The organism is Pseudomonas sp. LF-5 (genome assembly GCF_037626295.1).
Lineage (GTDB): Bacteria > Pseudomonadota > Gammaproteobacteria > Pseudomonadales > Pseudomonadaceae > Aquipseudomonas > Aquipseudomonas monsensis.
Map to the genome: position 1 here is coordinate 266,289 of NZ_JARKMT010000002.1, position 13,107 is coordinate 279,395.

13 protein-coding genes are annotated in these 13,107 nt (G+C 60.3%); 11 read left to right on the forward strand and 2 right to left on the reverse strand.

Annotated features, from left to right (window positions below; translation table 11 throughout):
- Positions 1-39 precede the first annotated feature (39 nt).
- The 3 genes from PseuLF5_RS08355 to ccoM all read left to right on the forward strand — a co-directional run bounded on the left by PseuLF5_RS08355 (position 40) and on the right by ccoM (position 931).
- The gene (locus PseuLF5_RS08355; RefSeq protein ID WP_340133344.1) at positions 40-381 is read left to right on the forward strand and encodes an aspartate-semialdehyde dehydrogenase; all 342 of its coding nucleotides are present in this window, start codon (positions 40-42) and stop codon (positions 379-381) included.
- A 126-nt stretch (positions 382-507) separates the two neighbouring features.
- Entirely contained in the window at positions 508-669 is a 162-nt protein-coding gene (locus tag PseuLF5_RS08360; RefSeq protein ID WP_164747860.1) for a hypothetical protein, read from the forward strand.
- A gap of 148 nt (positions 670-817) precedes the next feature.
- Positions 818-931 carry a cytochrome c oxidase subunit CcoM gene (gene ccoM / locus PseuLF5_RS08365; RefSeq protein ID WP_003222396.1) on the forward strand — a complete coding sequence of 38 codons (114 nt, stop codon included), beginning with the start codon at positions 818-820 and terminating at the stop codon, positions 929-931.
- Positions 932-1,941: 1,010 nt separating this feature from the next.
- Here ccoM and PseuLF5_RS08370 read toward each other — a convergent pair.
- Together PseuLF5_RS08370 and PseuLF5_RS08375 are read right to left on the reverse strand one after the other, a co-directional pair.
- Positions 1,942-3,417, reverse strand: a complete 1,476-nt coding sequence (locus PseuLF5_RS08370; RefSeq protein WP_123465315.1) for an inorganic phosphate transporter — start codon at positions 3,415-3,417, stop codon at positions 1,942-1,944.
- A gap of 373 nt (positions 3,418-3,790) precedes the next feature.
- Positions 3,791-3,991, reverse strand: coding sequence for a hypothetical protein (locus tag PseuLF5_RS08375; protein ID WP_008080067.1), 201 nt, complete (start codon positions 3,989-3,991; stop codon positions 3,791-3,793).
- 651 nt (positions 3,992-4,642) lie between these two features.
- On the opposite strand from PseuLF5_RS08375, the gene pcaR reads away from it, so the two are divergent.
- From pcaR to PseuLF5_RS08415, 8 genes are all read left to right on the forward strand, one after another.
- On the forward strand, positions 4,643-5,485 hold the full coding sequence (pcaR, locus tag PseuLF5_RS08380; RefSeq protein WP_123465317.1) for a pca regulon transcriptional regulator PcaR: 843 nt from the start codon (positions 4,643-4,645) through the stop codon (positions 5,483-5,485).
- Between the two features lie 294 nt (positions 5,486-5,779).
- On the forward strand, positions 5,780-7,126 hold the full coding sequence (locus PseuLF5_RS08385; protein WP_123465319.1) for an MFS transporter: 1,347 nt from the start codon (positions 5,780-5,782) through the stop codon (positions 7,124-7,126).
- A gap of 274 nt (positions 7,127-7,400) precedes the next feature.
- Positions 7,401-8,258, forward strand: a complete 858-nt coding sequence (locus PseuLF5_RS08390; RefSeq protein WP_123465321.1) for a CoA transferase subunit A — start codon at positions 7,401-7,403, stop codon at positions 8,256-8,258.
- A complete protein-coding gene (locus tag PseuLF5_RS08395; protein WP_128616245.1) occupies positions 8,258-9,037 on the forward strand; it encodes a CoA-transferase subunit beta in 780 nt (259 codons plus the stop codon). The genes PseuLF5_RS08390 and PseuLF5_RS08395 overlap by 1 nt, the downstream gene beginning before the upstream one ends.
- Positions 9,034-10,239 (forward strand): 3-oxoadipyl-CoA thiolase, encoded by a 1,206-nt coding sequence (pcaF, locus tag PseuLF5_RS08400; protein WP_185015789.1) that lies wholly within the window; start codon positions 9,034-9,036, stop codon positions 10,237-10,239. The genes PseuLF5_RS08395 and pcaF overlap by 4 nt, the downstream gene beginning before the upstream one ends.
- 37 nt (positions 10,240-10,276) lie before the next feature.
- The gene (gene pcaH / locus PseuLF5_RS08405) at positions 10,277-10,981 is read left to right on the forward strand and encodes a protocatechuate 3,4-dioxygenase subunit beta (RefSeq protein ID WP_123465327.1); all 705 of its coding nucleotides are present in this window, start codon (positions 10,277-10,279) and stop codon (positions 10,979-10,981) included.
- A gap of 1 nt (position 10,982) precedes the next feature.
- Positions 10,983-11,549 carry a protocatechuate 3,4-dioxygenase subunit alpha gene (pcaG, locus tag PseuLF5_RS08410; RefSeq protein WP_340133345.1) on the forward strand — a complete coding sequence of 189 codons (567 nt, stop codon included), beginning with the start codon at positions 10,983-10,985 and terminating at the stop codon, positions 11,547-11,549.
- 261 nt (positions 11,550-11,810) lie between these two features.
- A complete protein-coding gene (locus PseuLF5_RS08415; RefSeq protein ID WP_222833516.1) occupies positions 11,811-13,106 on the forward strand; it encodes an MFS family transporter in 1,296 nt (431 codons plus the stop codon).
- The last annotated feature ends 1 nt before the right edge of the window (position 13,107 follow it).

The window sequence follows — 13,107 nt, forward strand, 5'->3', positions numbered from 1 at the left end:
TTGCCACAGCCGATAGCCTGCTGACAGGAGACCCTTTATATGTTGCCACCGATGCTCCCCCTGAGCGCCGTGCCGATCACTTCCCAGCAGGATCCGATCCGCCAGCGACCGGACATTCCGCCAGTGGTACCGGTGCAGGAAAGCTCCAACGAAAGCACGATTGATCTGCAAAAACGCGATCCGGAAGAGGATGGCTTGCTGTTGCGCGAAGAACAGCGCCGTCAGCAGGAGCGTGATCGCCGTCGTCGCGAGGCCGACGAAGATCCGGAAGCACATCTTGCGGTGCCAGGCACCGAACTCAATGCCGACAACACCGTACCGGTGGTGCCGCTGATGGAAGACCAGCCGCGTCAGGGTTTGTGGGTCGATATCGAGATCTGAATCCGTCCATTTACATGAAATGTCTTAGAGCGGTGGCTGGTCAGCGCTGGCGTCAGGCGGCATGATTGGCGCAGTCCTGCCGGCGATGCGGCAGTTGTGATTTCTTCAAGCGATGCGCCGAACGCCATGAGCCAAGACGATAAACTGATTGACCTCAGCACCGAGCGCGCCAAGCGCGTGCATGACCTCAACGAGAAGCGCCTGAATGAAGTGCGCAAGGCCTTCGAGCAGGCCATGCCGTTGGGAAAAACCCAGAAAAAGCCGAAAAAGAAACCGAAAAAGCGTTGATCTCCCTCCGCATCCTTTGATGCAGGTCAGTTATTTTCCCGCCTTTGCCCTCTGTGTTGACCGGACTTGATCCTGGTCAATTTCTGCGCCTGCGTGATTGGTTAACTTAGCTCCATCGCAGCAAAGCAGGGGCCGGGAGGCCACAGTCATGTTTTTCGATAACGTGGTGTTTGCCGGGGTTCTGACCGTTGGGCTCATGGTTCTGTTTTTTGCAGGGTTTGGATTTTTTATCTGGAAGGATGCGAATAAGCGCAAGAAGTAGGTCTTTCTGGGTTTGATGAGCACGCAAGGCATTTTGGGCAACTTCGGTTGCCCTTTTTTTTGTGCCGTGGCGGCCTTTGGGCCGACCAGGCTCTTGGGGTTCTGGTTGGATATCCGTTTTTGCGGGTGTTGCTGATTACGGTTCCGCCCTTACGGCGGGTCACCTTTTTCAAACGCCAAAAAGGTAACCGAAAAGGCTTGCTCCTACGTTCGGCCCTCGCAGGCTCGGGTTCCTTCGCTACGGGATCAATCCGGGCGCAGCGGCTCCGGTTTGCTTCGCTGCACCTCCTTCCGCTGTGTACGACTGCGTCGTACGGTCGCTGCGCTCCCACGCCCGAATCAATCCCTCCACTCAGCCTTCCGACGTCGCCTTACAGATCAAGATCAAAAGCAGGCGAGCTGACACTCGGCCTATTGAGTGGTGAAAAGCGGGTGTTCGGCTTTGGGTTTGTGCTGCTCTTGCCCCTCATCGGAACGCCGCCCGCCCAGCCCTCTCCAGAGGGAGAGGGAGCCGATGGTGGGCCTGTGAAATTTTGCGTTCAACTCGGACTTTCACGTCGGCGTAACTCTACCAAACACCTCGGTCAGTCCCCTCTCCCTCCGGGAGAGGGCTAGGGTGAGGGGCTTTTGATCTGGCTTCGGCTTTTGATCTTTTGCCCCATCGGCAGGCCGAGTGAAGGTGTTCATCAGGGGGTAGGCGCGCAGCGCCATGCGGCGCAGCCGCAAACATCGAGAGGAGGTGCAGCGAAGCAAACCGCAGGCGATGCCCCTTGATGGACACCGTAGCCAGGGAACACTGAGCCTCAGCGAAGTGCCGTACGCCGGGGCAAAGCCTTTTGGGTTATTTTTTCGCTGGGCCGGCATTCCGGCGTTTGGAAAAAGTGACTCGCTGTAAGCGCGAAACCGCCAGCAGCAACACCCACAGCAACGGATATGCTCACAAAACCAGACCCAAAAAAAAGACGCGATCCTCAAGAATCGCGTCTTTTCATCAAAGCTTGAAGCAGCCTATCAACTACCCAACGCCTTCGACGCCAGCCAGAACAAACCAGCCGACAGCGCCACCGTCGCCGGCAGGGTCAGGACCCAAGCCAGCAGGATGGTGCGAACCGTGCCACCTTGCAGGCCGCTTTTGTTGGCGACCATGGTGCCCGCCACGCCCGAGGACAGAACGTGAGTGGTGGATACCGGCAGGCTGAAGATGTTGGCCAGGCCGATCATGCTCGCGGCGGTGATCTGCGCCGACATGCCCTGGGCATAGGTCATGCCTTGCTTGCCGATTTTCTCGCCGATGGTCAGTACCACGCGTTTCCAGCCGATCATGGTGCCCAGACCCAGGGCCAGCGCGACCGCCAGAATTACCCAGAACGGGGCGTATTCGGTGGTGGTGGTCAGGTCTTTGCGCAACTTGTCGAGGTCAGCCTTTTCGCGGGCTTCAAGGCCTGGCAGCTTGGCGACTTTCTTCGCGGTGTCGTCCAGGCACAGCAGGTAGCGACGCACTTCGATGCGGCTTTCGGCCGGCAGCGAGTGGTAGTCCGCTACACCTTTGAGGGTGTGCAGCAGGGCGGAAATGGTCGGTTCGGTCTGCTGCGGGTTGCAGCGGAATTTCTCCGGCAGGTCGCCTTCCACGCTTTTGCCCAGGGCCAGGAACTCACCGAGGGTGGCGGAGTTGCGCTGGTAGAACTGGCTCAGGTGCAGGGTCGCGTCGCGGGTGCGTTCGATCTGGTAAGTGGTGCTGTTCAGGTCGAGCACGAACTGCGCCGGCACGATACCGATCAGCACCAGCATGATCAGGCCGATGCCTTTCTGACCGTCGTTGGAACCGTGCACGAAACTCATGGCCATCGCCGACATCACCAGCACCAGACGATTCCAGAATGGCGGGTGTTTCTTGTCGTCGATCTTGCGGCGCTGTTCCGGCGTCTTGTGCATCTTCGACAGTGGGCGCCACCATTTGAGGCCAATCAGCACCAGCGCCGCGACAAGGAAACCGGCCATTGGCGAGAACACCAGCGAGGCACCGATGTCGATCGCTTTCTGCCAGTTCACGCCGTCAGCCAGCGGAATGTCGTTGATCAGGGCGTTGGCCAGGCCGACACCGAGGATCGAACCGATCAGGGTGTGCGAGCTGGAGGCCGGGATACCGAAGTACCAGGTGCCCAGGTTCCAGGCGATTGCCGCGGCGAGCAACGAGAACACCATTGCCAGGCCATGGCCGGTGTTCACATTGATCAGCAGCTCTACCGGCAGCAGGTGGACAATGGCATACGCCACGCCAACGCCGCCCAGCAGCACGCCGAGGAAATTGAACACACCGGAGAAGAACACCGCCAGGTGAGGCGGCATGGCTTTGGTGTAGATAACAGTGGCTACCGCGTTAGCGGTGTCATGAAATCCATTGATGAACTCGAAGGCGAGGACAAACGTCAGGGCGAGCAAGAGGCTCACAAGCACCCAAGCATCCAGTCCGCTGAATAAATCGATCATGAAGGTTTTCTGACCCGGTCGTAAGGGGGCGCGATTATGCCAGAAAAGACTGGGAATCGATCCCCTACCTGCTCATTGGTAACAATGTTCTTCGATTTAATTTGTTGCAGCAGGTTAAAACCAAGCGCGGCGCAGGGTTTTTCAAGTCATTGATTTTGTTGCTAAAAGCTTTGCCTGGAAGGGGTTTTTCCAGGCGTGACAAAGCATCAAACGCTTGTCTGAAATATCTCTGAAACGTGTAGGAAGCTTCCTTCAGTCGGTCTGACTGAAAGAGAGCCGCTGCCCGCGGGTAGCGGGCGCGCAAGGCATCGTCGATACACCGCGTTGGTAACCGGTGCGCACGTTGACCTTCGAAATCGTCAAAACCCGTGGCTCATGGCTCTTCGGCTTTGAGTTCCTTTTCGATCTTTTCGATTTCCTGCTTGAAGACCTGATCCTGAACGGTAGGGCGTTTGCGCCATGCCTTGCGTTCCGGCTCGGGTTGAGCGGCGTAGGTGGTGACTTCCCCGCCGTAAACTTCCTTGTAACGTTGTTCCTGGCGCTCAAGTTCCGCGCGCAGTTCGTCTTTCGTCACAGTGCTACCTGTTTGAGTTGAGTTGAATGTCTGGTGAACACACTGCAACGAGTCGCTTGATCGGTCCCGTCGAGTGCTCAACGCCTGAACGGACATTGATATAAGAGCAGGGCGGGTCAAGGACTTCCATGTTACAGGCGGCTACGACACCAGATTAAAACTGACGCAGCATCAGTTTCCTGTTTCAGCGAGCGCTGGCGTTGCATGAGGCATTGGTGTCAGGCGCAGGCCGGGGCGTCGGCGATGGACATCGCATCAGCCAGTGGCGACCCCGGTGATTAAAAACGCGGTGCCACTGAGGTGCATTATAGCGGTCGATTCGGGAATGACTATCTTTGCCAAGTTAAAAACGGTTCTGGATGTGTGATCGTTTTGTTGCTCGCAACTTTATTGCTAGTTAACGTCTGGAAAATACGTTATTGGCCTGGCGATCTGTTTTTGGCGTCATTTAGTCGAACAACTAAAGCGCTGTTCAGTGCGCAGGCGAAGTTGAGGCCTGAGCAAAAAAGCACCGAACGAGGCCGCGCAGGTCGATTGCGATTATCGGTCGACGGTTCGATAATCGCCCAATGTTGGCAGTTCGACGCTTGTGCATCGGTTGCCAAGTCGTTTGTATAGCCGCTGAGCCGAGCACAAAAACAAGGACCCGACATGAACGATCAAATGCGCAACTCCTTTACCTCCGTGGCGCCGCCGATCGTTGCCTCGCCGGCCAAGCGCATTCAGGCCCTGACCGGCGATCCGGACTTCATGACCTCGCTGGCCCGGGGCCTGGCGGTGGTGCAGGCATTTCAGGAGCGCAAGCGGCACCTGACCATCGCCCAGATCAGCCACCGCACGGAAATTCCCCGCGCTGCCGTGCGTCGTTGCCTGCACACCCTGATCAAGCTCGGCTACGCCACCACCGACGGCCGTACCTATTCGCTGCTGCCCAAAGTGCTGACCCTCGGTCACGCCTATCTGTCTTCGACTCCGTTGGCGGTTTCGGCCCAGCCGTACCTCGACCGCATGAGCGAGCAATTGCACGAAGCCTGCAACATGGCCACGCTCGAAGGGGACGACATTCTCTACATCGCCCGCTCGGCGACCACGCAACGGCTGATTTCGGTGGACCTGTCGGTGGGCGGGCGCCTGCCGGCGTATTGCACGTCGATGGGGCGGATTCTGCTGGCGGCGCTGGACGACACATCCCTCGGTGAATACCTCGATCATGCCGAACTCGTGGCCAAGACCAGTCGCACGCTTCACACCCCGGAAGCCTTGCTCGAGTGTCTGCAAGAAGTGCGGCAGCAGGGCTGGTGCATTGTCGATCAGGAGCTGGAACAAGGCCTGCGCTCGATTGCCGTGCCGGTCTACGACGCTTCGGGGCAAGTGGTCGCTGCGCTCAACGTCAGCACCCACGCTGGCCGTGTCAGCCGTACCGAGCTGGAGCAACGCTTCCTGCCGGGCCTGCTCAGCGCCAGCCGCGACCTCAGTGCGCAACTGTTTGCCTGAGGAAGCTGTTCGATAAACGCACAGTGTTGCGTTTATCGAATTGACGCTAAAACCCTCGGATCATTAATGTCGCGGCAGCGTCATCCGGCGCTGATGTGAATGAGCTCGCCGGACTGCCGACTCCCATAATAATGACAAGAGGCAACTCCCCATGCGCACGTTCCCCGACTGTCGCCGCCGCTCCCCGTGTTGCCGGTTTCAACGCAACGCCTGATCCACACCTTCTATTCTTGTGACCGTGCCGCTCTCTGGCCGGTCGCCGTTCGACTGCGTTTTTTGCGTGGAATAAAAATAATGAACCAGCCTCAGTCCGCTGTGGGTAACTGCCTCGACGTGCAGACCTTCATCAATGCCCAACCGATCTCGCGCTATCAGTGGCGGGTGGTGATCCTGTGTTTCCTGATTGTGTTCCTCGATGGTCTTGATACCGCCGCGATGGGCTTCATTGCCCCGGCGCTGTCTCAGGACTGGGGCATCGACCGCGCCAGCCTCGGCCCGGTGATGAGCGCCGCGTTGATCGGCATGGTTTTCGGTGCTCTGGGTTCCGGCCCCCTGGCTGACCGCTTCGGGCGCAAAGTCGTGCTGGTCGGCGCAGTGGTGTTGTTTGGTGCCTTCAGCCTGGCGTCGGCGTACAGCACCAATGTCGAACAACTGCTGGTGCTGCGCTTTCTCACCGGCCTCGGTCTGGGCGCCGGCATGCCCAACGCCACTACGCTGCTGTCGGAATACACCCCGGAGCGCAAGAAGTCGCTGCTGGTGACCAGCATGTTCTGCGGCTTCAACCTCGGCATGGCCGGCGGCGGTTTCATTTCCGCCAAATTGATTCCTGCGTTCGGCTGGCACAGCCTGCTGCTGATTGGCGGGATTCTGCCGTTGATCCTCGCGGTGGTATTGCTGGTCTGGCTGCCGGAATCGGCGCGGTACCTGGTGGTGCGTAACCGCGGCACCGACAAGGTGCGCAAGACCTTGGCACCGATCGACCCGGTCACCGTTGCCCAGGCGTCGAGTTTCAGTGTGCCGGAACAGAAAACCGTCAAGGCGCGCAATGTGTTCGCGGTGATCTTCTCCGGCACCTACAGCACCGGCACTTTGCTGTTGTGGCTGACCTATTTCATGGGGCTGGTGATCGTGTACCTGCTGACCAGCTGGTTGCCGACGCTGATGCGTGACAGCGGCGCGAGCATGGAGCAGGCCGCGTTCATCGGTGCGCTGTTCCAGTTCGGCGGTGTGCTGAGCGCGGTCGCGGTGGGCTGGGCGATGGACCGCTTCAATCCGCACAAGGTCATCGGCACGTTCTATCTGTTGGCCGGGGTGTTTGCCTATGCGGTGGGGCAGAGCCTGGGCAACATTACCTTGCTTGCGACCTTGGTGCTGGTGGCGGGGATGTGCGTGAACGGTGCGCAATCGGCGATGCCGTCGCTGGCGGCGCGGTTTTATCCGACTCAGGGCCGGGCGACCGGTGTTTCCTGGATGCTGGGGATTGGTCGCTTCGGCGCGATTCTCGGAGCTTGGATGGGCGCGACGCTGTTGGGCCTGGGCTGGAACTTCGAACAGGTGTTGACGGCGCTGGTGATTCCGGCGGCGTTGGCGACGACGGCGGTGGTGATCAAAGGCATGGTGAGTCATGCGGATGCGACCTGAGTTTCACTTTCAGCATCGTCGGTGAATGTGATGGCCGCATCGCGAGCAGGCTCACTCCGACATTTGAGAATGCATTTCTCCTTTAGGAGTGAGCCTGCTCGCGATGCCTTTGGTTTTGATTGTTAGGGTGATAACAATCCGTTCGATAAACGAACACTCAGTCGATTATCGGATTGTTTGGTGATTTTCAGCGGCTTAATCTGCAGTGACTCCGGCGCTGAACCTCGCGCCTTTTTATCACTGGCGATTCATTACAAAAACGGGAGCCCGCTCCATGGCTGAGATCCTTTCGCTGCACGACGCGGTGAAGCAATTCGTCAACGACGGCGATACCGTCGCGCTCGAAGGCTTCACTCACCTGATCCCTACGGCAGCGGGTCATGAAATCATTCGGCAGGGCAAGAAAGACCTGACCCTGGTGCGGATGACGCCTGACCTGATCTACGACCAACTGATCGGTGCCGGTTGTGCCCGCAAGCTGATTTTCTCCTGGGGCGGCAACCCGGGCGTCGGTTCGCTGCACCGTCTGCGCGATGCGGTCGAGAAGCAATGGCCGCACGCTTTGGAAATCGAAGAACACAGCCACGCCGACCTGGCCAATGCCTATGTTGCCGGCGCTTCCGGCCTGCCGTTCGCCGTGTTGCGGGCTTACGCCGGTTCCGACCTGCCGAAGGTCAACCCGCTGATCAAATCGGTCACCTGCCCGTTCACCGGTGAAGTGCTGGCGGCGGTGCCGTCGGTGCGCCCCGACGTGACCGTGATCCACGCGCAGAAAGCCGACCGCCAGGGCAACGTGCTGCTGTGGGGCATTCTCGGTGTGCAGAAAGAAGCCGCACTGGCGGCCAAGCGCTGCATCGTCACCGTCGAGGAAATCGTCGACAACCTCAACGCCCCGATGAACGCCTGCGTGCTGCCGACCTGGGCCTTGAGCGCGGTCTGCCACGTACCCGGTGGCGCGCACCCGTCCTACGCCCACGGTTACACCGAACGCGACAACCGTTTCTATCAGGCGTGGGACCCGATCGCTCGCGACCGGGCGACGTTTACCGCGTGGATCAACGAATACATCCATGGCTGCGCTGACTTCAGCGAGTTCCAGGCCAAGTTGGCCGCTGCTTCGGAGGCCAAGTAATGACGTACACCACCAATGAAATGATGACCGTTGCCGCAGCCCGTCGCCTGAAAAACGGCTCGGTGTGCTTCGTCGGTATCGGCCTGCCGTCGAAAGCCGCGAACCTTGCGCGCCTGACCTCGTCACCGGACGTGGTACTGATCTACGAGTCGGGCCCGATTGGCGCCAAGCCAAGCGTGTTGCCGCTGTCGATCGGTGACGGCGAGCTGGCGGAAACCGCCGACACCGTGGTCCCGACCGGTGAGATTTTTCGCTACTGGCTGCAGGGCGGGCGCATCGACGTCGGATTCCTGGGCGCGGCGCAGGTCGACCGTTTCGGCAACATCAACACCACCGTGGTCGGTGATTACCATGCGCCGAAAGTGCGTCTGCCGGGTGCCGGTGGCGCGCCGGAAATCGCCGGTTCGGCGAAAAGCGTGCTGATCATCCTCAAGCAGTCGGCGCGTTCGTTCGTCGACAAGCTCGACTTCATCACCTCGGTCGGTCATGGCGAGGGCGGCGATTCGCGCAAGCGTCTGGGCCTGCCGGGTGCCGGCCCGGTCGGGATCATCACCGACCTGTGCATCATGGAGCCGGAAGCGGGCACTCATGAGTTCGTGGTCACCGCGCTGCACCCCGGTGTGACCCGCGAGCAAGTGGTCGCGGCCACCGGATGGGCGATTCGTTTTGCCGACCATGTCGCCATTACCGCCGAGCCGACCGACGTCGAACTGACTGCGCTGCGCGATCTCGAAGCACGCACCGCCGCCGCCCACGGCCAGGCACCGGGAGAAGCATGATGCGTGACGTGTATATCTGCGATGCGATTCGTACCCCCATCGGCCGTTTCGGCGGTGGTCTGGCCGGCGTGCGCGCCGACGATCTGGCCGCCGTGCCGATCAAGGCGCTGATGGAGCGCAATCCGTCGGTGGACTGGAACGCCATCGACGAAGTGTTCCTCGGTTGCGCCAACCAGGCCGGCGAAGACAACCGCAACGTCGCGCGCATGGCGCTGCTGCTGGCCGGCCTGCCGGAAACCGTGCCGGGCGTGACCCTCAACCGTCTCTGTGCATCGGGCATGGACGCGATCGGCACCGCGTTCCGCGCGATTGCCAGTGGCGAGATGGAGCTGGCGATTGCCGGTGGCGTCGAGTCGATGTCCCGTGCGCCATTCGTGATGGGCAAGGCTGACGCGGCGTTTTCGCGCAACATGAAACTGGAAGACACCACCATCGGCTGGCGCTTTATCAACCCGTTGATGAAGGCCCAGTATGGTGTCGACGCGATGCCGCAGACCGCCGACAACGTGGCCGATGACTATAAAGTCTCGCGCGCCGATCAGGACGCTTTTGCTTTGCGCAGTCAGCAACGCACCGCCGCCGCGCAGGCTGCCGGCTACTTCGCCGAGGAAATCGTCGAAGTCCGCATCGCCCACAAGAAGGGCGAAACCGTGGTCAGCCAGGACGAACATCCGCGCGCTGAGACCACCATTGAAGCGCTGAGCAAATTGAAACCGGTCAACGGCCCGGACAAAACCGTCACCGCCGGCAACGCGTCCGGCGTCAACGACGGTGCTGCAGCGCTGATTCTCGCGTCGGCTGAAGCGGTGAAGAAACACGGCCTGACCGCCCGCGCCAAAGTGCTCGGCATGGCCAGTGCCGGCGTCGCGCCACGGGTGATGGGCATCGGCCCGGTGCCAGCGGTGCGAAAATTGACCGAACGTCTCGGCGTGGCAGTCAGCGATTTCGATGTGATCGAACTCAATGAAGCCTTCGCCAGCCAGGGCCTGGCGGTGCTGCGTGAGTTGGGCCTGGCCGACGATGCGGCGCAGGTCAACCCGAACGGTGGCGCGATTGCCCTCGGTCACCCGTTGGGCATGAGCGGTGCGCGCCTGGTGCTGACCGCGCTGCATCAACTTGAAAAGACCGGCGGTCAGAAAGGTCTGGCGACCATGTGCGTCGGTGTCGGCCAGGGTCTGGCCCTGGCCATCGAACGCGTCTGACGCAGCGCGTCGACTGATAAGAACAGAGGAAAGCGAAATGACTGACAAGCCTGGCTACCGTCGTCCGCAGGAAGGCACCCAGCCCGAGTACCTGCACCCGACGTATCAATCCACCAACCTGCGCTCGCCGTCCAAGCCGTTGGTGTTTCTGCCGCATTCGTTGTCGGAGATCACCGGTCCGACCATCGGCGCCGAACGCGTCGCCGACAAGGACAACGACCTGACCGCCCAGCACGACGGCGAACCGTTGGGCGAGCGCATCATCATTCACGGTCGCGTGCTCGACGAAAACGGCCTGCCGGTGCCGGGGATTCTGGTGGAGATCTGGCAGGCCAACGCTGCCGGCCGCTACAACCACAAGCGCGATCTGCACGACGCGCCGCTGGACCCGAATTTTACCGGCACCGGCCGCACCGTGACCGATGCCGACGGCTGGTATCAGTTCCAGACTATCAAGCCCGGCGCCTATCCGTGGGGCAACCACCATAATGCGTGGCGCCCGGCGCACATCCACTTCTCGCTGTTCGGGCCGAGCATCCTCACCCGTCTGGTGACGCAAATGTACTTCCCCGGCGATCCGCTGCTGGCCTACGACCCGATCTACAACTGCGTGCCGGACACTTCTGCCAAGGAACGTCTGATCGCCGCTTTCGATCTGGAAAAAACCATTCCGTCCTACGCCCTCGGTTACCGCTGGGACATCGTGTTGCGCGGCCGTGAAGCCACGCCGATGGAGAAATAAGATGACGCTGACTGCGACCACGTCCCACACCGTCGGGCCGTACTACCACATCGGCCTGACCTGGCTGAACCGCGAGAACCTCGCGGTTGAACAAACCCTCGGCGAGCGCGTGGCGATCACCGGGCAAGTGATTGATGGCAATGGCGATGTCGTCAATGACGCCATGCTCGAAGTCTGGCAGGCCAACGCCGCCGGCAAGTACGCGCACCCGGAAGACGAGCAGGACAAACCGCTGGACCCGCATTTCGAAGGGTTCGGCCGGGTGCCGGTGGACGCCGAGGGGCGTTTCCGTTTCACCACGATCAAACCGGGCACGGTCGAAGGCCTGAAGGGCTCGACCCAGGCGCCGCACCTGGTGGTGCTGGTGTTTGCCCGTGGCCTGGTGAAGCATTTGCTGACACGGATCTACTTTGAAGGCGAGCCGGCGAACGTAGATGATCCGCTGCTGGAGTGTGTACCGGCCGAGCGTCGCGCGACGTTGCTGGCCAAGCCGGATGCGGCGGGGGTTTATCAGTGGAATGTGGTTTTGCAAGGCACTGAGGCGGAGACGGTGTTCTTCGATTACTGATCGAAATCCCATTCCAAGGGAGTGAGTTTGTGGTGAGGGGATTTATCCCCGACCGAGTGCGCAGCGCTCGCAAAACCGGTAAATGCACCAGGTCTGTTGCTTCGTGATTATCCGTTTTGGGGCTGCTTCGCAGCCCATCGGGAATAAATCCCCTCACCACATAGTTCACTCCTGCAAGGGAACTGTGTTGGATGTATCTGTGGAACGGGAGTGTTGCAAAGTGTGTCTAGACTCTCACCTGTCCCTTCAGAGTAAAAAACAATGACAACTACCACCGCTGATTACACTGGCGAGGAGCGCAGCAAGCGCATCTTCGCGATTGTCGGTGCCTCGTCCGGCAACCTCGTCGAATGGTTCGACTTCTATGTCTATGCCTTCTGTGCGATCTATTTCGCCCCGGCGTTTTTCCCCTCCGACAATCCCACGGTGCAACTGGTCAACACGGCCGGGGTGTTCGCCGCCGGGTTCCTGATGCGCCCGATTGGGGGCTGGATTTTCGGTCGGCTGGCGGACAAGAAGGGCCGCAAGACTTCGATGATGATCTCGGTGCTGATGATGTGCTTCGGCTCGTTGCTCATCGCCTGTTTGCCGACCTATTCCAGCATCGGCGTCTGGGCGCCGCTGCTGTTGCTGTTTGCCCGTCTGCTGCAAGGTTTGTCGGTGGGCGGGGAGTACGGCACCACCGCGACCTACATGAGTGAAGTCGCGCTCAAGGGCCAGCGCGGCTTCTTCGCCTCGTTCCAGTACGTGACCCTGATCGGCGGGCAATTGCTGGCGGTGTCGCTGGTGGTAATCCTGCAGCAGTTCCTCAGCGAAGACGAACTGCGTGCCTACGGCTGGCGGATTCCGTTTGTGGTCGGTGCGGTGGCGGCGGTGATTTCGTTGTTCCTGCGTCGCTCCCTGAAAGAAACCAGCAGCAAGGAAATGCGCGAGAACGAGGACGCCGGCAGCATCCGCGCACTGTTGCGCGATCACAAAGCCGCGTTCATCACTGTGCTCGGTTACACCGCCGGTGGCTCGCTGATTTTCTACACCTTCACCACCTACATGCAGAAGTACCTGGTGAATACCGCCGGTATGCATGCCAAGACCGCCAGCTACATCATGACCGGCGCGCTGTTCCTGTATATGTGCATGCAGCCGCTGTTCGGCATGCTTGCTGACAAGATCGGTCGACGTAATTCGATGCTCTGGTTCGGCGCGCTCGGTACGCTGTTCACGGTGCCGATTCTGTTGAGCCTGAAAAGCGTCAGCAGCCCGATTCTGGCGTTTGTGCTGATCACCGTGGCGCTGGCGATCGTCAGTTTCTACACCTCGATCAGCGGCCTGGTGAAAGCCGAAATGTTCCCGCCGCAAGTGCGCGCCCTCGGCGTCGGCCTGGCCTATGCCGTGGCCAACGCGGTTTTCGGCGGCTCGGCGGAATACGTTGCCCTGAGCCTGAAAGCCGGGGGCATGGAAAACGCGTTCTACTGGTACGTCACGGTGATGATGGCGGTGGCGTTTCTGTTCAGCCTGCGCTTGCCGAAACAGGCCGCGTATCTGCACCACGATCTTTAAC